Annotated in this window: 18 protein-coding genes; 13 read left to right on the plus strand and 5 right to left on the minus strand. The window is 74.2% G+C overall.

Features of this window, described 5'->3' with window-relative positions; translation table 11 throughout:
• The first annotated feature begins 7 nt into the window (after positions 1–7).
• Together M6G08_RS02605 and M6G08_RS02610 are read left to right on the plus strand one after the other, a co-directional pair.
• Positions 8–1,207 (plus strand): sensor histidine kinase, encoded by a 1,200-nt coding sequence (locus tag M6G08_RS02605; RefSeq protein ID WP_272585560.1) that lies wholly within the window; start codon positions 8–10, stop codon positions 1,205–1,207.
• Between the two features lie 186 nt (positions 1,208–1,393).
• A complete protein-coding gene (locus M6G08_RS02610) occupies positions 1,394–1,966 on the plus strand; it encodes a response regulator (RefSeq protein ID WP_383138785.1) in 573 nt (190 codons plus the stop codon).
• A 7-nt stretch (positions 1,967–1,973) separates the two neighbouring features.
• On the opposite strand, the gene M6G08_RS02615 is transcribed toward M6G08_RS02610, so the two are convergent.
• A complete protein-coding gene (locus M6G08_RS02615) occupies positions 1,974–3,416 on the minus strand; it encodes an MFS transporter (protein ID WP_272585562.1) in 1,443 nt (480 codons plus the stop codon).
• Positions 3,417–3,636: 220 nt separating this feature from the next.
• Between M6G08_RS02615 and M6G08_RS02620 the strand changes: the two genes are divergently transcribed.
• The 5 genes from M6G08_RS02620 to M6G08_RS02640 all read left to right on the plus strand — a co-directional run bounded on the left by M6G08_RS02620 (position 3,637) and on the right by M6G08_RS02640 (position 8,639).
• The gene (locus M6G08_RS02620) at positions 3,637–5,403 is read left to right on the plus strand and encodes an MFS transporter (RefSeq protein WP_272585563.1); all 1,767 of its coding nucleotides are present in this window, start codon (positions 3,637–3,639) and stop codon (positions 5,401–5,403) included.
• A gap of 105 nt (positions 5,404–5,508) precedes the next feature.
• Positions 5,509–6,186: a class I SAM-dependent methyltransferase gene (locus M6G08_RS02625; RefSeq protein ID WP_272585564.1), complete on the plus strand. Its 678-nt coding sequence runs from the start codon at positions 5,509–5,511 to the stop codon at positions 6,184–6,186.
• A 10-nt stretch (positions 6,187–6,196) separates the two neighbouring features.
• Positions 6,197–7,198, plus strand: coding sequence for an N-acetylmuramoyl-L-alanine amidase (locus tag M6G08_RS02630; RefSeq protein WP_272585565.1), 1,002 nt, complete (start codon positions 6,197–6,199; stop codon positions 7,196–7,198).
• Positions 7,199–7,356: 158 nt separating this feature from the next.
• Positions 7,357–8,220, plus strand: a complete 864-nt coding sequence (locus M6G08_RS02635) for a hypothetical protein (protein ID WP_272585566.1) — start codon at positions 7,357–7,359, stop codon at positions 8,218–8,220.
• 125 nt (positions 8,221–8,345) lie between these two features.
• Positions 8,346–8,639, plus strand: coding sequence for a hypothetical protein (locus M6G08_RS02640; protein ID WP_217252419.1), 294 nt, complete (start codon positions 8,346–8,348; stop codon positions 8,637–8,639).
• Between the two features lie 21 nt (positions 8,640–8,660).
• Here the strand turns inward: M6G08_RS02640 and M6G08_RS02645 are convergent, their stop codons facing one another.
• The 3 genes from M6G08_RS02645 to M6G08_RS02655 are packed head-to-tail and all read right to left on the minus strand — an operon-like array spanning position 8,661 to position 11,874.
• On the minus strand, positions 8,661–9,758 hold the full coding sequence (locus M6G08_RS02645) for a prenyltransferase/squalene oxidase repeat-containing protein (RefSeq protein WP_272585567.1): 1,098 nt from the start codon (positions 9,756–9,758) through the stop codon (positions 8,661–8,663).
• The gene (locus M6G08_RS02650; RefSeq protein ID WP_272585568.1) at positions 9,755–10,489 is read right to left on the minus strand and encodes a class I SAM-dependent methyltransferase; all 735 of its coding nucleotides are present in this window, start codon (positions 10,487–10,489) and stop codon (positions 9,755–9,757) included. The genes M6G08_RS02645 and M6G08_RS02650 overlap by 4 nt, the downstream gene beginning before the upstream one ends.
• Positions 10,483–11,874: a glycosyltransferase family 4 protein gene (locus M6G08_RS02655; RefSeq protein ID WP_272585569.1), complete on the minus strand. Its 1,392-nt coding sequence runs from the start codon at positions 11,872–11,874 to the stop codon at positions 10,483–10,485. The genes M6G08_RS02650 and M6G08_RS02655 overlap by 7 nt, the downstream gene beginning before the upstream one ends.
• 181 nt (positions 11,875–12,055) lie before the next feature.
• Here M6G08_RS02655 and M6G08_RS02660 point away from each other — a divergent pair, with 181 nt between their 5' ends.
• Positions 12,056–12,805 (plus strand): TetR family transcriptional regulator, encoded by a 750-nt coding sequence (locus tag M6G08_RS02660; RefSeq protein ID WP_443048725.1) that lies wholly within the window; start codon positions 12,056–12,058, stop codon positions 12,803–12,805.
• Positions 12,806–12,810: 5 nt separating this feature from the next.
• Here the strand turns inward: M6G08_RS02660 and M6G08_RS35955 are convergent, their stop codons facing one another.
• Positions 12,811–12,963, minus strand: coding sequence for a hypothetical protein (locus M6G08_RS35955; protein ID WP_443048726.1), 153 nt, complete (start codon positions 12,961–12,963; stop codon positions 12,811–12,813).
• A gap of 313 nt (positions 12,964–13,276) precedes the next feature.
• Between M6G08_RS35955 and M6G08_RS02670 the strand changes: the two genes are divergently transcribed.
• From M6G08_RS02670 to M6G08_RS02690, 5 genes are read left to right on the plus strand one after another with little or no spacing between them, the layout of a single operon-like run.
• Positions 13,277–14,533, plus strand: a complete 1,257-nt coding sequence (locus M6G08_RS02670) for an SCO2321 family membrane protein (protein WP_272585570.1) — start codon at positions 13,277–13,279, stop codon at positions 14,531–14,533.
• Positions 14,530–15,186 (plus strand): SCO2322 family protein, encoded by a 657-nt coding sequence (locus M6G08_RS02675; RefSeq protein WP_272585571.1) that lies wholly within the window; start codon positions 14,530–14,532, stop codon positions 15,184–15,186. The genes M6G08_RS02670 and M6G08_RS02675 overlap by 4 nt, the downstream gene beginning before the upstream one ends.
• Positions 15,173–16,351: an energy-coupling factor transporter transmembrane component T gene (locus M6G08_RS02680; RefSeq protein WP_272585573.1), complete on the plus strand. Its 1,179-nt coding sequence runs from the start codon at positions 15,173–15,175 to the stop codon at positions 16,349–16,351. Before M6G08_RS02675 ends, M6G08_RS02680 begins: the two co-directional genes overlap by 14 nt.
• Positions 16,348–18,039: an ABC transporter ATP-binding protein gene (locus M6G08_RS02685; RefSeq protein ID WP_272585574.1), complete on the plus strand. Its 1,692-nt coding sequence runs from the start codon at positions 16,348–16,350 to the stop codon at positions 18,037–18,039. The genes M6G08_RS02680 and M6G08_RS02685 overlap by 4 nt, the downstream gene beginning before the upstream one ends.
• The gene (locus M6G08_RS02690; protein WP_272585575.1) at positions 18,036–18,887 is read left to right on the plus strand and encodes an ECF transporter S component; all 852 of its coding nucleotides are present in this window, start codon (positions 18,036–18,038) and stop codon (positions 18,885–18,887) included. The genes M6G08_RS02685 and M6G08_RS02690 overlap by 4 nt, the downstream gene beginning before the upstream one ends.
• The last annotated feature ends 184 nt before the right edge of the window (positions 18,888–19,071 follow it).

A 19,071-nucleotide genomic window follows, 5' to 3' on the forward strand; every position in this document is an offset into this window, starting at 1 on the left:
GACGGCCATGAGCGGGAAGCAAGGCCGGCTGCGCCGGATCTCGCGCCGCCTGGACGCATGGCGACTGGCCCGGCAGTCCGACTGGTCCCCAGCCGGCGAACACCCCGAGCGGATCGGCCCGCCCCCCACCGGCTTCACCCTCCTGCCCTGGCTGCTGCTGGGCCTGGGCAGCCTCGCCAGCATCCTCCAGGGCCGCGCCGCCAACCCCTGGCTCGGCGGCCTGGGCCTGCTCGCCTTCAACACGCTCTACATCTACGTGGCCTTCCGCTCCTTCGACCAGGGACTGCGCACATCACCGCCCACCCGCCTGGCACTCGCCGCCATGACCCTGCTGACCAGCGCGCTCTCCCTGGCCTACGGCGGCACCTGGCTGCTCTTCTTCCTCCTGCTCGGCCTGGCCGCGGGCGCGGTGCTGCGCGGCCGGTGGCTGGGTCGCTGGGGCGTCGCGCTGGCGGCACTGGCAGGCACGGTCGGCGGTCTCAAGGACGGCTGGACCGGCCTGAACATCGCCTACGGCACCTTCCTGTCCACGATGGTGACGGCCGCGATCCTGAGCCTGTCCGACGCGGTACGGCAACTGCGGGCCGCCCGCGGGGAACTGGCCACCCGCGCGGTCGCGGAGGAGCGGCTGCGCTTCTCCCGCGACCTGCACGACCTGCTGGGGCACACCCTGTCGGTGATCGTGGTCAAGTCGGAGGCGGCCCGGCGCCTGGCGCCCCGCGACCTGGACGCGGCCCTGACCCAGATCACCGACATCGAGGCGGTCGGCCGCCAGGCGCTGACCGAGGTCCGCGAGGCGGTCACCGGCTACCGCGAGGGCAGCCTCGGCACGGAACTGGACCGGGCCCGCTCGGCACTGAGCGCGGCCGGCGTGGAGCCGGTGGTCCACCGCTCCGGCCCACCGCTGCCGCCGCAGACCGAGGCGCTGCTGGGCTGGGTGGTACGGGAGGCGGTCACCAACGTCGTACGGCACAGCGGGGCCGCCCGGTGCGAGATCGCGGTGTCGGGCAGTGCGGAGCGGGTCCGGCTGACGGTGACGGACGACGGCGGTGGCGAAGGCGGCGCGTCCTCCGGCCTCGGAACCGGGCTGGCCGGGCTGACGGAACGGCTCGCCGCGGCGGGCGGCTCGCTGACCGCCGGCGCGGGGGCGGGGGGCGGCTTCTCGGTGACGGCGGTGCTGCCGGTCGTCTCCGACGGGGAGGGGTAGCGGGGTTCGACGGCACCCCGGGGCGGGGGTGGGCGTCGGGGTGGGTCGCGCGGCCCGGCGCTGCGGGGTGCCGCAGGCACCCCACCCGCCCCACCGCCGGAGGCACCCGCGGGCATCCCCCTCTACCCTGACCCCGTGACCGACGCACCCCACCCCATCCGCGTCCTCCTCGCCGAGGACCAGGGCATGATGCGCGGCGCGCTCGCGCTGCTGCTCGGCATGGAGGAGGACGTCGAGGTGGTCGCCCAGGTGTCGCGCGGCGACGAGATCGTCGGCGCCGCGCTCACGCACCGCCCGGACGTCGCCCTCCTCGACATCGAACTGCCGGGCACCAGCGGCCTCGACGCCGCCGCCGAGCTGCGGGAGCGCGTCCCCGCCTGCCGGGTGCTGATCCTGACCACCTTCGGCCGCCCCGGCTACCTCCGGCGCGCCATGGAGGCCGGCGCCGCCGGTTTCCTGGTGAAGGACGGCCCCGTGGAGGAGCTGGCCGGCGCGGTCCGCCGCGTCCTGGCCGGCGAGACGGTCGTCGACCCCACGCTCGCCGCCGCCGCGCTCAGCGCCGGCCCGAGCCCGCTCACCGCCCGCGAGTGCGACGTACTCCGGGCCTCCGCCGACGGCGCGACCGTGGCCGACGTCGCCGGCACCCTGCACCTGTCCGAGTCCACGGTCCGCAACTACCTCTCCTCGGCCATCGGCAAGACCGCCACCCGCAACCGCACGGAGGCGCTGCGCGAGGCCAGACGCCAGGGCTGGGTCTGACCCGGACTCACGCAGCCTTCTTCGCCCGCTCCCCCGCCGGCAGCCACGCCCACATCAGCACCGCCCCCGCGACCAGCACCACCGCCCCCGTGCGGAACACCAGCGCGTATCCGTCCGTCAGCGCCACCGGACCCGCGTCCTCGCCCCCGGACCGGGCCGCCGCGATCGTCGACATCACCGCGAGCCCCAGCGAACCCCCCATCGTCCGGGAGGTGTTGATCAGCCCGGAGACCAGCCCCGCGTCCCCGGCCCCCGCGCCGGAGATGGCGAGCGACGCCAGCGGAGTCGCCGCCAGCCCCGCCCCCAGCATCATCAGCACGCCCGGGATCATGATCGCGGTCAGGTACGCGCCGTCCGCGCTCATCGTCGACTGCCACCCGAAGCCGGCCGCCGCCACCAGCGTGCCCAGCACGGCCACGTTCCGCGCCCCGAGCACCGGCATGAACCGCGGCGCCAGCTTGGACCCGAGGACCACCGCCAGGGAGCTCGGCACCAGGGCGACGCCGGCCTCCAGCGGCGAGTACCCGAGCACGTTCTGCGCGTACAGGGTCATGAAGAACCACATGGCGAACATCGACGAGCCGGACACCAGCATCGCCACGTTCGCCGACGCCACCGACCGCAGCCGCAGCAGCCCCGGCGGCATCAGTGGCGCCGCCGTCCGCGCCTCGACGAGGAGGAACAGTCCCAGCAGCAGGAGCCCGGCGAGCAGCGGCACGAGCGCGGCCGTCGCCGCCCACCCCTCGGACTCGGTCTGCGAGATGCCGTAGGCCAGCGTGGCCAGACCGGCGGTCACCAGCATCGCGCCCGGCAGGTCGAGCCGCCGCCGCTCCCCGGCCCGGCTCTCGGCCAGCCACACCACGGCACCGGCCAGCACCACCGCGCCCACCGGAACGTTGATCAGCAGCACCCAGCGCCACGACAGGCCGTCCACCAGGACGCCGCCCACCAGACCGCCCGCCGCGCCGCCGCCCGCGCCCACGGCGGTCCACGTCGCGATCGCCCGGGCCCGCGCCGCGCCCTCGGGCACCGCCGCGGTCAAGATCGTCAGCGTCGACGGCGCCAGCACGGCCGCGCCCAGCCCCTGCACGGCCCGGGCGAGCAGCAGCTGCCAGCCCTCCTGCGCGAACCCGCCGCCCAGCGAGGCGAGGGTGAACAGCCCGAGCCCGACGAGGAACATCCGCTTGCGCCCGTAGAGGTCACCGGCCCGGCCGCCGAGCAGCATGAAGCCGGCGAAGGCGATGGCGTAGGCGTTGACCACCCACTGCAGGCCCTGCGCGCTGAGGCCGAGGTCGGCCCGCATCGAGGGCAGGGCGACGTTGACGACGGACACGTCGAGGACGACCAGGAACTGTCCGGCGCAGGCGAGCGCGACGACCAGCCAGGTGGGAGGAGGGCTGCGGCGGGCGGATATGCGGGCGGTGGCGGAGGTACCGGTGGCTTCGAGCATGGGTGTCATGGTCTCAACCCGCAAGCGCCCCTTGCATCGGTATTTCGGCCCCGGACCGGCCTAGGTCCAACGGCCCAGGAGACGCCGTCGCCCCAAGAGACGGTCAAGAATTCGTTAGGCACTCGAAGCAACGGAATAGTTGCCCCGGCGCACGAGGTTCAACCTGCACGCAACACGATCACGTCCGCGTCCGCCGACTCCGGCCTGGAGGCCCCACCACATGTCCCACACGACGACCGACGAACCCGCCCGGCGAGCGACCGGGGCCACCGTCCCGGTGCTCGCCTTCGCGGGCATCGTCGTCGCGGTGATGCAGACCCTGCTCGTCCCGGTCATCAAGGACCTGCCCCGGCTCCTCGACACGTCGCCCGGCAACGCCACCTGGGTCCTGACCTCCACCCTCCTGTCCGGAGCCGTGGCCACGCCGATCATGGGCCGGCTCGGCGACCTGTTCGGCAAGCGCCGCATGCTGATCGCCAGCCTGTCGGTGATGGTGGTGGGCGCGCTGGTCAGCGCCTTCACCGACGCGCTGCTCCCGATGATCGTCGGCCGCACCCTCCAGGGCTTCGCGATGGGTGCGATACCCCTCGGCATCGGCCTGATGCGCGACATGCTGCCCCGCGAGCGGCTCGGCTCGGCGATGGCGCTGATGAGTTCCTCGATCGGCGTCGGCGGCGGCCTGGCACTGCCCGCCGCGGCGCTGGTCGCGCAGCACACCGACTGGCACGCCCTGTTCTACGGCGCGGCCGGCCTCGGTGTCCTCTCCATCGCCCTGACCCTCCTCGCCGTACCGGAGTCCCCGCTGCGCGCGAAGGGCTCCTTCGACCTGCCGGGCGCGCTGGGCCTCTCCGCCGGCCTGGTCCTCTTCCTCCTGCCCATCACCAAGGGCAGCGACTGGGGCTGGTCCTCGCCCGCCACGCTGGGCCTGTTCGCGGCGGCGGCCGTGGTCCTGTTCCTGTGGGGCCTGATGGAGCTGCGCGTCGCCGCCCCGCTGGTCGACCTGCGCACCACGGCCCGCCGCGAGGTCCTGCTCACCAACCTCGCCTCGATCATGGTCGGCGTCTCCTTCTACGTCATCTCGCTCGTCCTGCCGCAGCTCCTCCAGCTCCCGGCGGAGACCGGCTACGGCCTCGGCCAGTCGATGGTCGTCGCGGGCCTGTGCGTGGCCCCGCTGGGCCTGACGATGATGTTCACCGCTCCGGTCTACGCCCGCCTTGCCGCCCGCTACGGCCCCCGCACCACCCTGATCGCCGGCCTGCTGATCATCGCGGTCGGCTACGGCGGCGGCCTCGGCCTGATGAACGCCGCCTGGCAGACCGTCGTCACCTCGGTGCTGATCGGCGCCGGCATCGGCCTCGCCTACTCTTCCCTCCCCGCGCTGATCATCGGCGCGGTCCCGGCCTCGGAGACGGGCGCGGCCAACGGCCTCAACACCCTGATGCGGTCGATCGGTACGTCGGTGTCGAGCGCCGTCATCGGCATGGTGCTCGCCAGCACGGCGAACGACGTGGGCGGCGTCGCCGTCCCCACCATGCACGGTTTCCGCGTCTCGTTCCTGATCGCCACCGCCGCGGTCGCCGTGGGCCTGGTCCTGGCGTTCTTCCTCCCCCGCCGCAGCCCGGCGGCGACCACGCAGCTGCGCGCGAGCAGCGAGGAGGACGCGAACCTGGCCCGCGCCGAGCAGGCGCTGACCGGCGGGTTCCCGTCCGAGGCGGAGCTGTCCGGCTTCCGCGGCCGGGTGCTGACCGCCGACGGCGTGCCCGTCGCCCGTGCCAAGGTCACGCTGATCGACCGGCACGGCCGCCAGGCGGGCGCGACGCTCTCCGCCGGCGACGGCGGCTACGCCCTCGCCGTCCCCGCCTCGGGCCCGTACGTCCTGGCCGCCCGCGCCACGGGCCACGGCCCGCTCGCGCAGTCGGCGACCCACACCGGCGAGCGCCCGGTCGACCTGGACCTGTCCCTGCCGGGCGAGCCGGTCTCCGCCTGACCGCGCCCCCAGGCACGCACCCCCCGTCGCACCACGCGGCAGGGGGTGCGGCAGCATGGGGCGCCGTACACCGCGCCTAGCGTCCACGCCCCCGAAAGGCCCCCCATGCCCGCAGCCTCGGCGGCCCCCGCCCCCAGCCCCACCACCCTGGCCGCCTTCGAGGCCGCGAAGGGGTTCATGCCCACGCACGAGGGCCTCGCGCTGTACGCGGCGGCCGTGGAGGCCGGCGGGCTGGGACTGCCGCTGCTGGAGGTCGGCACCTACTGCGGGCGCTCCACCGTCCTGCTCGCCGACGCCGCCCGCCGGGCCGGGGTGAGCGCGCTCACCGTCGACCACCACCGGGGCAGCGAGGAGCAGCAGCCGGGCTGGGAGTACCACGACCCGGAGACGGTCGATCCCGAACTGGGCGTGATGGACACCCTCCCCACCTTCCGCCGCACCCTCCACCGGGCCGGGCTGGAGGAGCACGTGGTGGCCCTGGTCGGCCGCTCGCCCCAGGTGGCGTCGGTCTGGAACTCGCCCCTCGGCCTCGTGTTCATCGACGGCGGCCACACCGACGAGCACGCGAACGCCGACTACGAGGGCTGGGCCCCGCACGTCGCCGACGGCGGGCTGCTGGTCATCCACGACGTCTTCCCGGACCCGGCCGACGAGTTCACCGGCCAGGCCCCGTACCGCGTGTACCTCAGGGCCCTGGCGTCCGGGGAGTTCACCGAGGTCTCCGTGACCGACTCGCTGCGCGTCCTGCGGCGAACGGGCACGGGGATCCGAGGGCGCGGTTAGAGTCGCTGACGTGTCGTACACAGGCCCGGACTTCGAACCACCCCAGCCCCGCCGCTCCCCGCTGCGCCGCCCGCTGACCGTGGCGATCGCGGCGCTCGTGCCCGGGGCGCTGCTCGGGTGGGGGGTGTACGCGGCGGTCGCCGGCCCGGACGACGGGAGCGGCGGCGGTGCGGACCGCGCGGAGGGCGCGCGGACTTCAGCGGCGCCGTCCCCCGGCGGTTCCGCGTCCGCATCCGACGATGCCAAGGAACCGGCGAGCACGTCCCCTTCACCCACCGTGAAGGAGCCGTCCGCCCCGGCCTCCGCGTCGAAGTCCGCGGACGCCGCCCCGGCGACCGGCCCCCTGAAGGGAAAGGTCGTCGTCATCGACCCGGGCCACAACCCGGGCAACTTCCAGCACGCCTCCGAGATCAACCGCAAGGTGAACGTCGGCACGCACTGGAAGGAGTGCGACACGACCGGCACGGCCACCAACGCCGGCTGGCCCGAGGCGAAGTTCACCCTGGACGTGGCCCACCGGCTGCGCACCCTCCTGGAGGAGCAGGGCGCGACCGTGAAGCTGACGCAGGACGACGACCGCCCGTACGGGCCCTGCGTGGACGAGCGCGCCCGGATCGGCAACGAGGCGAAGGCCGACGCCGCGATCTCGATCCACGCCGACGGGTCGGGGGCCGGCAACCGCGGCTTCCACGTGATCCTGCCGGGCGCCGTGCACGACGGCGAGGCCGACACCCGCGCCATCGTCGCCCCCTCCGCCGAGCTCGGCGAGCGCGTCGCGGGCAGCTTCGTCCGCGTCACGGGCAGCGCGCCCTCCAACTACGTCGGCGGCGGCACCGGACTGGTGACGCGGACGGACCTGGGCGGTCTCAATCTGTCAACGGTTCCCAAGGTGTTCATCGAGTGCGGCAACATGCGCGACGGCACGGACGCGGCGCTGCTGACCAGCGGCGAGTGGCGACAGAAGGCGGCGCAAGGGATGTCTGAGGGAATCGTGAGTTTCCTGCGCGGGTAGCGGCCGGCGCACCGATCCCCGGGGACAGGCCAGACGTGCGGACGATAATGTCCTCCGTACGATGAGGGGCCACCCCCGCGCTTCACACCGGAACCTTTCGGCGACATCGTGACAGCGACGCCTCTACCGACGACGAGACGACCTACGAAGGACCTGAAGTGAATATCCGCTCCCTCACTCGAGGCGACGGCGTGGTGATCGGAGCAGCGGTGTTGCTGTTCATCGCGTCGTTCCTCGACATCTACTCGATCGACGGTGCCCCGGACGACGCCGACATTCCCAGCCTGTGGGGCAGTGGGGCGGTCGTGCTCGGTGTCGTCCTCGCGGGCATCATCGGCACCGCGCTCATCATCGTGGCCCGCGCGCTGCCGCAGCCGAAGAAGGTGGCGGGACTCGACCTCGGCCAGCTCGGCGTCGCGTTCACGGTCTTCGCCGCCTGGAGCTCGCTCGGCAACATCTTCGACCCGGCGGGCGCCTTCGACGGCGAGGGCGGCTTCATCGACGATCTCGGCGCCGGCATGGGCCTGATCCTCGCCCTCATCGCCACCCTGATCATGGCCGCCGCGGCCGTCGCCACCCCGCTGGTCCCGGCGCTCAAGGGCTCCCTGATCCCCGCCGCCCGTCCGGCCGCACCGCAGCCCTACGGCGGCCAGCCGCAGGGTGGTTACGGCTACCCGGGCGCGCAGCAGCAGCCGTACGGCGCCCAGCCGGGGCAGCCCGGTCAGCCGGGCCAGTCCTTCGGTGGCGGCCAGCCCCAGCCGGGCCAGCCGCAGCCGCAGGCGCCGCAGCAGGCCCAGGCGCCGCAGCAGGCGCAGCCGTCCGGGGACTTCTCTCCGTTCTGGTTCGCCGTGCCGGTGCCGCGTCCGCTGTTCGCGGAGGACGGCAACCCCACGCCGATCGCCGAACTGGCGCCCGGCACCTGGTACCTCGCGGTCGAGCAGCGCGGCGCCAACCTGGTCGCGCAGACGCAGGACGGCCGCCGCGGCGTCCTCCAGGACACCTCGGGCATCCAGCGCGGCTGATCCGCGCCCGCCCGGCCGTACGACGTCGACGGCCCCTCGCCCACCGGTTCTTCCGGGGGCGGGGGGCCGTCTGCGTACCTGCCGCCGCGGGGTTTCAAACACGCATCCGGGGCCAGACGGAAAGCATGTCCCCTCGAAGTCGCAGTGGCTCCAACTCCGCCGGAACGGCCGTCGCGGTGGTCGCGGACATCATGGCCGTCATCCTCGGACTGTGGATCCTGATGTACCTGTTGGACGCGAACCGGGCCAACGACCTGGTGCGGTTCGTCCACGACGCCGCGAACTGGCTGGCCGGCTGGTCACGCGACCTGTTCACGTTCGACGAGGCCTGGGCGCGGGTGGTCGCGGGCTACGGACTCGCCGCTGTCGTCTATCTCTTCGTCGGCCACGCGATCGCCAACCGCCTCCACCGGCACTGATCCGCACCCGGCGACGCGGTGTCAGACGCAGCAGTCCGGGTCAAGTCCCCTCGGCAGGCGGTCGCCGGAGAAGACCTGGCAGGTCGCCTCGTGGCCGCCGAGCGCGGCGACGGCGAGGAGCAGCGAGCCGGCCGTCCAGGTGGTGAGTTCGCGCGGCCATATGGCGTCGTCGTCGAAGACGTAGCCCGTCCAGTACAGGCCGCTGTCCGCGTCGCGCAGGTGCTGGATCGACTGGAGGATCTCCAGCGCGTGGTCGGACTCGCCGACCGCCCACAGGGCGAGGGCGAGTTCGGCGGACTCGCCGCCCGTGACCCACGGGTTGGGCACGACGCAGCGCACGCCGAGGCCCGGGACCACGAAGCGGTCCCAGCTCTCGGTGATGCGGGATCTGGCCTCCGTGCCGGTCAGCGCGCCGCCCAGCACCGGGTAGTACCAGTCCATCGAGTAGCGGCCCTTGTCCAGGAACCGCTCCGGGTGGCGGCGGATCGCGTGCCGCAGCGCGCCGGCCGCCAGCTCCCAGTCGGGCTGCGGCTCCTCACGCTGTGCGGCGATGGCGAGGGCGCAGCGCAGCGCGTGGTGGACGGAGGAACTGCCGGTCAGCAGCGCGTCCGTGGTGCCGGTGCCGTCGTCGTCGCGGCGCCAGCCGATCTGTCCGCCGGGCTGCTGGAGGCGCAGCACGAACTCGACGGCCGCGTGGACGACGGGCCACATCCGGTCGAGGAAGGTGTCGTCGCCGGTCGAGAGGTGGTGGTGCCAGACTCCGACGGCGACGTAGGCGACGAAGTTGGTCTCGCGGCCCCGGTCGGTGACGTCGTCGTGGGCACCGTCGGCGTAGGCGGCGTACCAGGAGCCGTCCTGGTTCTGGTGCCGGGCCAGCCACTCGTAGGCGCGTGCGGCGGCCTCGTGCTCGCCGGCCGCGTCCAGGGCCATCGCCGCCTCGACGTGGTCCCAGGGGTCGAGGTGGTGGCCGCGGAACCACGGGATCGCGCCGTCCTCCCGCTGCACGGCGAGGATGCCGCGGACGGTGGCCGCGGCCTGCTCGGCGGTGAGGACGCCGGGCAGGACCAGGTGTTCGGTACGGGGGGTGCGCGGGGTGCGGGGAGTCCGGGGCGAGGTCACGCGGCGTCCACCGGCGGCAGGTGCGGCTTGGTGGCGTAGGCCACGAAGCTCTTGCCGATCAGCGGGTTCAGCGCCTGCTCGGCGACCCGGGTCGCCAGCGGCTTCTTCATGATGTCCCAGACCAGCAGCTTGTGGTACGCCCGCACCGGCAGCGCCTTGTCGTTGTCGACGCCGAAGGCGCACTTCAGCCACCAGTACGGCGAGTGCAGCGCATGCGCGTGGTGGGTGCCGTAGGGCTTGAGGCCGGCCTCGCGGATGCGGGCGAGGAGCTGGTCGGCCTTGTAGATGCGGATGTGACCGCCCTCGACCTCGTGGTAGGCGTCGGAGAGGGTCCAGCAGACCTTCTCGGGGCCGTAGCGGGGCACGGTGATCGCGATGCGTCCGCCGGGCTTGAGAACGCGGACCATCTCGGCGAGGACGCCCTTGTCGTCGTGGATGTGCTCCATCACCTCGGAGATGATGACGACGTCGAAGGACTCGTTGGGGAAGGGCAGGGCGAGCGCGTCGCCCTCCATGGCGGTGGCGGTGGCGCCGGCCGGGGCCTCGCCGGCCTCCTCCATCGCCGCGAACCACTTGGCGACCTCGCGGATCTCCTCGGCGTTCTGGTCCAGCGCGACGACCCGGGCGCCGCGCCGGTAGCACTCGAAGGCGTGCCGGCCGGCGCCGCAGCCGAGGTCCAGGACGCGGTCGCCGGGGGCGAGCGGGAACCGGGAGAAGTCGACGGTCAGCACGTGGCCCTGCTTTCGGGGTAGACGCCGGTGTCACTGGTGGGGGTCGCGGGGACGGCCGTCGAAGTGGTGGCCGAGGCGCCGATGGCCTCGCGGTAGCGGGCGGCCGTGCCCTCGGCGGCGCGGGCCCAGGTGAAGTGCCGCAGGACGCGCTCGCGTCCGGACGCGCCGAGCCGGGCGCGCAGTTCTCGGTCGCCGAGCAGCCGGTTCAGTCCGGCGGCCAGGGCGCCCGCGTCGCCCGGCGGCACCGCGAGGCAGGTCTCGCCGTCGGTTCCGGCGACCTCCGGGACGGCCCCGCCGGTGGTGGCGAGCAGCGCCGTACCGGTCGCCATGGCCTCGGCGGCGGGCAGTGAGAACCCCTCGTAGAGGGAGGGCACGCAGGCGACCTCGGCCGAGCGGACCAGGTCGACCAGTTCGGTGTCGGAGATGCCCTTGACGAAGTCGACGGCGCCTTCGAGGCCGTACCGCTCGATCGCCTGGGCGACCGGGCCCTCGGCGGGCCGCTTGCCGACGACGACGAGGTGGGCGGCGGGCTGCTCGGTCCGCACCTTCGCCAGTGCCTCGACGAGGAAGACCAGGCCCTTGAGCGGCACGTCCGCGCTGGACGTCGTCACGATCCGGCCGGGCACCTTCGGCACCGACGGGTCGGGCGAGAACAGGTCGGTGTCGGCGCCGATGTGGACGACGTGGACGCGGTCGCCGCGTACGCCGAGGTGGTCGACGATCTCCTGGCGGGAGGTGCCGGAGACGGTGAGCACGGAGGGCAGGCGGCGCGCGACGCGCTTCTGCATGCGGGTGAAGGCGTACCAGCGGCGCACGGAGTACCGCCGCTTCCAGCCGTCGGCGGCGTCGAGTTCGAGCTGCCGGTCGACGGTGATGGGGTGGTGGATGGTGGTGACGAGGGGCGCGCCCACGTCGCCGAGGAGTCCGTACCCCAGTGTCTGGTTGTCGTGGACGACGTCGAAGTCGCCGCGGCGGGCGCGCAGGTGGCGGCGGGCGCGCAGGGAGAAGGTCAGCGGCTCGGGGAAGCCGCCGGTCCACATGGTGCCGACCTCCAGCGCGTCGACCCAGTCGCGGTACTCGTCGCGCTTCGGGGTGCGGAAGGGGTCGGGCTGGCGGTAGAGGTCGAGGCTGGGCAGCTCGGTGAGGGAGAGCCGGTCCTCCGTGCCGTGGTCCGGGCCGTCGTCCAGTACGGGGTAGGGCTGGGAGCCGATGACCTCGACCCGGTGGCCGAGGCGGGCCAGTTCGCGTGAGAGGTGACGGACGTAGACGCCCTGTCCGCCGCAGAACGGGTTCCCCTTGTAGGTGAGGAGCGCGATGCGGAGCGGTCGCAAGCCGTCGGCGGCGGGCTCCGGACGGGGACCCGTCCGACTGGCCTCAGCGGTCACTCTGGGCCCCCTTCTCACTGCACTGTCCCGCGACCCTATGCCGGGACGTTAATCTAGAACAAGTTTCAGACTTGATCGTTCGGAGGCTCCGAATCTACCGGCAGGTAGGGAACCTGTGACGAGTGGATCAGGTGATTCACGCCACGGCGCACACCGCCGTCGGGCGGAGGACGGGGAGAAGGTGACCAAGGTGGACAACCCGGAAGCGGCCGGGCCGGCATCCGCACACCGCTCCCCCGTCCCGCCGCTCACCGAGCGGCAGCGGGCGCGCCGCCGCCGCATCCTGCACGCGACCGCCCGGCTCGCCTGCCGGGGCGGCTTCGAGGCGGTGCAGATGCGCGAGGTCGCGGAGTCCTCGCAGGTCGCCCTCGGCACCCTGTACCGCTACTTCCCGTCCAAGGTCCATCTGCTGGTCGCGACCATGCAGGACCAGTTGGAGCGGTTGCACGCCGCGCTGCGCAGGAACCCGCCGGCCGGCGAGACGGCCGCCGACCGGGTGGCGCGGACCCTGATGCGGGCCTTCGAGGCCCTGCAGCGCGAACCACGGCTGGCCGAGGCGATGGCCCGCGCCCTGACCTTCGCCGACCGCAGCGTCTCCGCCGAGGTCGACCAGGTCTCCCGCCGGACCACGGCGATCATCCTGGACGCCGTGGGCGGCCTGGAGAACCCCACGGCCGAGCAGCTGTCGGCGGTCCGCGTCATCGAGCACACCTGGCACTCGACCCTGATCGCCTGGCTCTCCGGGCGCGCGTCGATCGCGCAGGTCGGGGTGGACATCGAGACGGTGTGCCGGCTGATCGAGGTGACGGGGGCCGGGGAGCCCGACGCGGCGGGGGCCGGGCCCGACGTCATGGGAGCCGGGAAGCCCGACGCGGCGGGTACGGGCGAGCGTGAGCGGACGCACGGGTCCGGGCCGGTTGCCTCCGGGTAAACGCGTCACGAGCACACCTGGCACTCGACCCTGATCGCCTGGCTCTCCGGGCGCGCGCCGATCGCGCAGGTCGGGGTGGACATCGAGACGGTGTGCCGGCTGATCGAGGTGACGGGGGCCGGGGAGCCCGACGCGGCGGGGGCCGGGCCCGACGTCATGGGAGCCGGGAAGCCCGACGCGGCGGGTACGGGCGAGCGTGAGCGGACGCACGGGTCCGGGCCGGTTGCCTCCGGGTAAAGTGGCCGCGTCGTCATCACACCCGTACGGGGGGAAGCCGGTGCAATTCCGGCGCTGACCCGCAACCGTGAGCCGTCCGTCCCGGGCGGTGAGCCGGACTGCCCCGCGCGGACGTGACCGGCTCACGTGCCCGGCACCCGCCGGCGCACGGGCACCGTCGAGGCTTACGGGGCCGAGCCGCCCGGGGGTGCCCCGTGCTGTCCGGCCCCGCACAGGGAAAGGCACCCGCCGCTCATGAACGTCCGCCGTCGCAGCAGCGCCGCGGCTCTGGCCGCCATAGCCGTGATCGGCGCCGCCGCCGGGCCCGCGGTCGCCGCCGACCCGTCGCCGTCCGAGCCGACCGGTACGGCAGCCAGGTCCGGGCTGTACGGGTCCGCCGACCCCCAGTACGACGGTGTCTGGCGCCAGTCACTCGCACTGCTCGCCCAGGACACGGCGGGCGTCATCCCGTCCTCGCAGGCCGTGAAGTGGCTCACGGACCAGCAGTGCGACAACGGCGCCTTCGCCCCCTTCCGCCCCGACCCGGCCAAGGCCTGCGACGCCAAGACCACGGTCGACACCAACAGCACGGCCGCCGCCGTCCAGGCGCTGTGGGCCGTCGGCGGCCACGGCGACGCCGTCAAGGACGCCCTCGACTGGCTCAAGTCGGTCCAGAACGAGGACGGCGGCTGGGGCTACACCCCCGGCAGCCCCAGCGAGGCCAACTCCACCTCCGTCGTCATCGGCGCCCTGACCGCCACGGAGACCGACCCGGAGACGGCGCGGAAGGGCGGCAGGACCCCGTACGACGCCCTGCTGGCCTCCGTCCTGCCCTGTGCGAAGGACGGCGGCGCCTTCGGCTACCCGGACCAGGACGGCAAGCTGGTCGCCAACGCGGACGCGACCGCCGCCGGTGTGCTCGGCGCGCTCGGCACGGGCCTGGTCACCGAGGCCGGTGAGAAGACCGCCGACGCCACCTGCACGACCGCGGACAAGCCCACCCGCGAACAGGCCGCCGCAGGCGGCGCCGCGTACCTCGCCGACGCCCTCGCGAAGGACGGCCACCTCACGTCGGCCCTCGGCGGCTCCGCCGAGCAGCCCGACTACGGCAACACCGCCGACGCGGTCGTCGCGCTCGCCGCGCAGGGCGGCGCGGACAAGGCGGCGAAGCCGCTGGCCTGGCTGGAGAAGAACGCCGCGAAGTGGGCGAAGGAGAGCGGCCCGGCCGCCTACGCCCAGCTGATCCTCGCCGCCCACGCCACGGGCACCGACCCGCGCGCCTTCGGCGGCACGGACCTGGTGGCGGAGCTGAACGCCACGGGGCCGGCCCCGCAGGGGACGGCGGCCAAGGACACCGCGAGCGCGAGCAACGACGACGACACGAAGGACGAGAAGGACCAGGAGAAGGACGACTCCGGCTTCGGCGTCTGGTGGTTCGTCGGCGTCTGCCTGCTCTTCGGCATCGGCATCGGCTTCCTCCTCAGCGGCCGCAACAAGAAGCGGCAGCCGTGACCCGCCGCGCCGTACTCCTCTTCCTGGCCGCGTTCCTGCTGATCGGGACCGCGGGCCAGGCACAGGCCGCCGGTTACCGCTACTGGTCCTTCTGGGACCGGGACGGCGACAAGTGGGTCTACGCCACCCAGGGCCCGTCGCTCGCCCGCCCCTCCGACGGCGACGTCCAGGGCTTCCGTTTCGCGGTGAGCGCGAACTCGGGCGACGCGGCCCAGCCCCGTGGCACGGCGGACTTCGCCTCGATCTGCGCGAAGACACCGGCCGAGGACGGCACCAAGCGCGTCGCGCTGGTCCTGGACTTCGGCACCGCGTCCGACGCCCCGCCCGGCGAGACCCCGCCGGCCGCGCGGACGGCCTGCGCCCAGGTCTCCGCCGACGCGACGACGGCCGACGCCCTGGCCGCCGTGGCGGACCCGCTCCGCTACAACAACAGCGCCCTGCTGTGCGCGATCGCGGGCTACCCGAAGTCGGGCTGCGGGGAACAGGTGGCGGAGCAGGACCCGACGAGCACCCCGAAGCAGCAGCCCGCCGCGGACGCCGGCGACGACGAGGACGGCCCGTCGGTCGGCCTCTACGCGGGCATCGCCCTCGTGGCGGCCCTGGCCGGAGCGGCGACCTGGCAGGCGAGGCGGCGCAGGAATGCGTCCGACTGACCCTGCGGACATCCGTGCCGCCGGGGCGTCGAGGATCGCCCCGCGCGAGCCCGGCCGAGCACGGGGGAGGGCGGCCCCGGGCGGCGGGGCCCTCCACCCCGGCGCCTGGTGGCTCTGGGCGCTGGCCCTCGGCACCGCCGCCACCCGCACCACCAACCCCCTGCTCCTCGCCCTCCTCGTCGCCGTCTCCGCCTACGTGGTCGTCACCCGCCGCCCCCACGCCCCCTGGTCCCGCTCCTACGGCGCCTTCGTCAAGCTCGCCCTCGCCGTCCTCGTCATCCGCCTCCTCTTCACCACGTTCCTGGGCTCCCCCATCCCCGGCACCCACACCCTCCTCACCCTCCCCGAAGTCCCCCTCCCCGACTGGGCGCAGGGCATCCGCCTCGGCGGACGGGTCACCGCCGAGGGCCTCACCTTCGCCCTGTACGACGCGATGAAGCTGGCCACCCTCCTCATCTGCGTCGGCGCCGCGAACGCCCTCGCCAATCCCTCCCGCCTTCTCAAGTCCCTCCCCGGCGCCCTGTACGAGATGGGTGTCGCGGTCGTCGTCGCCCTCACCTTCGCCCCGAACCTCATCGCCGACGTCCAGCGCCTGCGCGCCGCCCGCCGCCTGCGCGGCCGCCCCGACCGCGGCGTACGGGGCCTGCTCCAGGTCGGACTGCCGGTGCTGGAGGGCGCCCTGGAGCGTTCCGTCGCCCTCGCCGCCGCGATGGACGCCCGCGGCTACGGCCGTACCGCCCAGGTCCCGGCCGCCGTTCGCCGGACCACCGCCGCGCTCACCCTCGCGGGACTGCTCGGCGTCTGCGCGGGGACGTACGGGCTGCTGACCGCGGCGGGTGGCACGTACGGCGTCCCGGTGCTCCTGATCGGTGTCGCCGCCGCCCTCGCCGGACTGTGGCTCGGCGGCCGCCGGACGGTGCGCACCCGCTACCGCCCGGACCGCTGGGACGCCCGCGCCTGGCTGGTCACCGCCTCCGGCGCGGCCGTCGCGGCGCTGATGTTCCTCGCCGCCGCCCGCGACCCGGCGGCCCTGCACCCGGGCGTGGTCCCGCTGGAGGCCCCGGACCTCCCCCTGGGGCCGGCGGCGGCCGTACTGATCGGCCTGCTCCCGGCGTTCGTCACCCCCGCCCCCGACCACCCCGCACCCGCCAAGGAGCCGTCGTGATCCGCTTCGAGGACGTATCGGTCATGTACGACGGTGCGACCGAACCCACCGTCCGGGGCATCGACTTCGAGGTCCCCGAGGGCGAACTCGTGCTGCTCGCCGGCCCGTCCGGGGTCGGCAAGTCCACCGTCCTCGGCGCGGTCAGCGGCCTGGTCCCGCACTTCACCGGCGGCACGCTGAGCGGCCGGGTCACGGTCGCCGGCCGCGACACCCGCACCCACAAGCCGCGCGAACTGGCCGACGTCGTGGGCACCGTCGGCCAGGACCCGCTGTCCCACTTCGTGACGGACACCGTCGAGGACGAGCTCGCCTACGGCATGGAGTCACTGGGCCTGCCCCCGGACGTGATGCGCCGCCGCGTCGAGGAGACCCTCGACCTGCTGGGCCTGTCCGACCTCCGCTCCCGCCCCATCGCCACGCTCTCCGGCGGCCAGCAGCAGCGGGTCGCCATCGGCTCGGTCCTCACCCCGCACCCGGACGTACTGGTCCTGGACGAGCCGACCTCCGCCCTCGACCCGGCCGCCGCGGAGGAGGTCCTGGCGGTCCTCCAGCGCCTGGTCCACGACCTCGGGACGACGGTCCTGATGGCCGAGCACCGCCTGGAACGGGTCATCCAGTACGCCGACCAGGTCGTCCTGCTCCCGGCCCCCGGCGCGCCGCCGCTGCTGGGCCCCCCGGCGGAGGTGATGGCCGTGTCCCCGGTGTACCCGCCGGTGGTGGACCTGGGCCGGCTGGCGGGCTGGTCCCCGCTGCCCCTGACCATCCGGGACGCCCGCCGCCGCGCGGCCCCGCTGCGGGATCGGCTGGCCGGCCGGGAGATACCGGGCCACACCCCACCGGCCGCCGCGCTTCCCGCGCCCCCCGCGCTCCGGCCCCCCGCCTCCCGCCGGTGGCGGCGCGGCAAGCGGGCAAGAACGTCCGCCGCCTCCACCACCCCCTACGCCGCCGAGGTCCGTTCCCTCGCCGTCCGCCGCGACCGCATCCGGGCCCTGCGCGGCGTCGACCTCACCGTCTCCCCCGGCGAGACGGTCGCCCTCATGGGCCGCAACGGCGCCGGGAAGTCCACCCTCCTCTCCGCCCTCGTCGGCCTGGTCGAACCGTCCGCCGGTTCGGTCCGCGCCGGTGACGCGGTGCCGCACCGCACGGCCCCCCGCGACCTCGTACGCCGCGTGGGCCTGGTCCCGCAGGAGCCGCGCGACCTGCTGTACGCCGACACGGTCGCCGCCGAGTGCGCGGCCGCCGACCGGGACGCGGAGGCGGCCCCCGGCACCTGCCGCGCCCTGCTCACCGAACTGCTCCCGGGCGTCACCGACGACACCCACCCCCGCGACCTCTCCGAGGGCCAGCGCCTCACCCTCGCCCTCTCCGTCGTCCTGACCGCCCGCCCGCCCCTTCTCCTCCTGGACGAGCCGACCCGCGGCCTGGACTACGCGGCGAAGGCCCGGCTGGCCGGCGTCCTGCGCTCCCTCGCCGCCGAGGGGCACGCGATCGTGCTGGCCACACACGACGTGGAACTGGCGGCCGAGCTGGCCCACCGGGTGGTGCTGCTCGCGGAGGGCGAGGTGATCGCCGACGGTCCGGCGGCGGACGTGGTGGTGGCCTCCCCGTCCTTCGCACCGCAGGTCGCCAAGGTACTGGCGCCGCGCAAGTGGCTCACGGTCGCGCAGGTACGGGAGGCACTGGCATGACCGGCGGCCCCCCTCCCCAGCGCCAGGCTCGCGCGGTACGTCTCGGCCCCCGCTCGGTCGCCGCCCTCGTGCTGGTCAGCGCGGTCGGGGTGGCGGGCTTCGGCTGGCCGTTCCTGGCCCCGCCGGACGCGTCCCTGAACGCGCACGCGCAGGACGCGCCGTGGCTGTTCGCGGGCCTGCTGGTGCTACTGGTGGCCGTGGTGGCGGCGACGATCTCGGAGTCGGGCCTCGGTCCCAAGGCGGTGGCGATGCTCGGCGTCCTGGCGGCGGCGGGCGCGGCACTGCGCCCGATCGGCGCGGGGACGGCCGGTCTGGAGCCGATGTTCTTCCTCATGGTCCTCAGCGGCCGGGTCCTCGGCCCAGGCTTCGGCTTCGTCCTCGGCTCGGTCACGATGTTCGCGTCCGCGCTGCTCACCGGCGGGGTGGGGCCGTGGATGCCGTTTCAGATGCTGTCGATGGGCTGGTTCACGATGGGCGCGGGCCTGCTGCCGGGCCCCGACCGGCTGCGCGGCCGCACGGAACTGCTCATGCTGGCCGCGTACGGTTTCCTGGCCGCGTTCGCGTACGGCACGGTCATGAACCTGGCGGGCTGGACGTTCATGAACACGCTCGCCTCGAACATCGCCTTCGACCCGGACGCGTCGATCCCCGACAACCTGGCCCGCTTCGTCGCCTACTGCCTGGCCACGTCCCTCGGCTGGGACGGGGGCCGCGCCGCCATGACGGTCGTCCTGACCCTCACGCTCGGCACCCCGCTCCTCAAGGCGCTGCGCCGGGCGACCCGCCGGGCGGCCTTCGAGGCGCCGGTCACGTTCGAGAAGGCCGGCGAGGTGAGCCGCCCCACGTGACGTGGTTCACCTACGAAGCGTCTTCGTAGCCGACGCCCGTGCGGCGAGCGGGCCACGCCGCCCGGGACGGAGCACGCTCCACCCGCGCCTACGACCACGCTTAGCAAAAGGGACGATTGCGGACGACTGTCCCGCCTGTTTCTCTGAACCAGTCGCCAGGCAGCGACACCCCCCGTCCCCGACG

Source organism: Streptomyces sp. M92, from assembly GCF_028473745.1.
Lineage (GTDB): Bacteria > Actinomycetota > Actinomycetes > Streptomycetales > Streptomycetaceae > Streptomyces.

What these genes read in the sequence shown, in the direction of transcription:
- M6G08_RS02680 (WP_272585573.1), top strand. Translation starts at nt 15,173, where the DNA reads ATGCGTCCGACTGACCCTGCGGACATCCGTGCCGCCGGGGCGTCGAGG.
- M6G08_RS02640 (WP_217252419.1), top strand. Translation starts at nt 8,346, where the DNA reads ATGTCCCCTCGAAGTCGCAGTGGCTCCAACTCCGCCGGAACGGCCGTC.
- M6G08_RS02625 (WP_272585564.1), top strand. Translation starts at nt 5,509, where the DNA reads ATGCCCGCAGCCTCGGCGGCCCCCGCCCCCAGCCCCACCACCCTGGCC.
- M6G08_RS35955 (WP_443048726.1), bottom strand. Translation starts at nt 12,963, where the DNA reads ATGACGTCGGGCCCGGCCCCCGCCGCGTCGGGCTCCCCGGCCCCCGTC.
- M6G08_RS02690 (WP_272585575.1), top strand. Translation starts at nt 18,036, where the DNA reads ATGACCGGCGGCCCCCCTCCCCAGCGCCAGGCTCGCGCGGTACGTCTC.
- M6G08_RS02670 (WP_272585570.1), top strand. Translation starts at nt 13,277, where the DNA reads ATGAACGTCCGCCGTCGCAGCAGCGCCGCGGCTCTGGCCGCCATAGCC.
- M6G08_RS02615 (WP_272585562.1), bottom strand. Translation starts at nt 3,416, where the DNA reads ATGCTCGAAGCCACCGGTACCTCCGCCACCGCCCGCATATCCGCCCGC.
- M6G08_RS02610 (WP_383138785.1), top strand. Translation starts at nt 1,394, where the DNA reads ATGATGCGCGGCGCGCTCGCGCTGCTGCTCGGCATGGAGGAGGACGTC.
- M6G08_RS02620 (WP_272585563.1), top strand. Translation starts at nt 3,637, where the DNA reads ATGTCCCACACGACGACCGACGAACCCGCCCGGCGAGCGACCGGGGCC.
- M6G08_RS02605 (WP_272585560.1), top strand. Translation starts at nt 8, where the DNA reads ATGAGCGGGAAGCAAGGCCGGCTGCGCCGGATCTCGCGCCGCCTGGAC.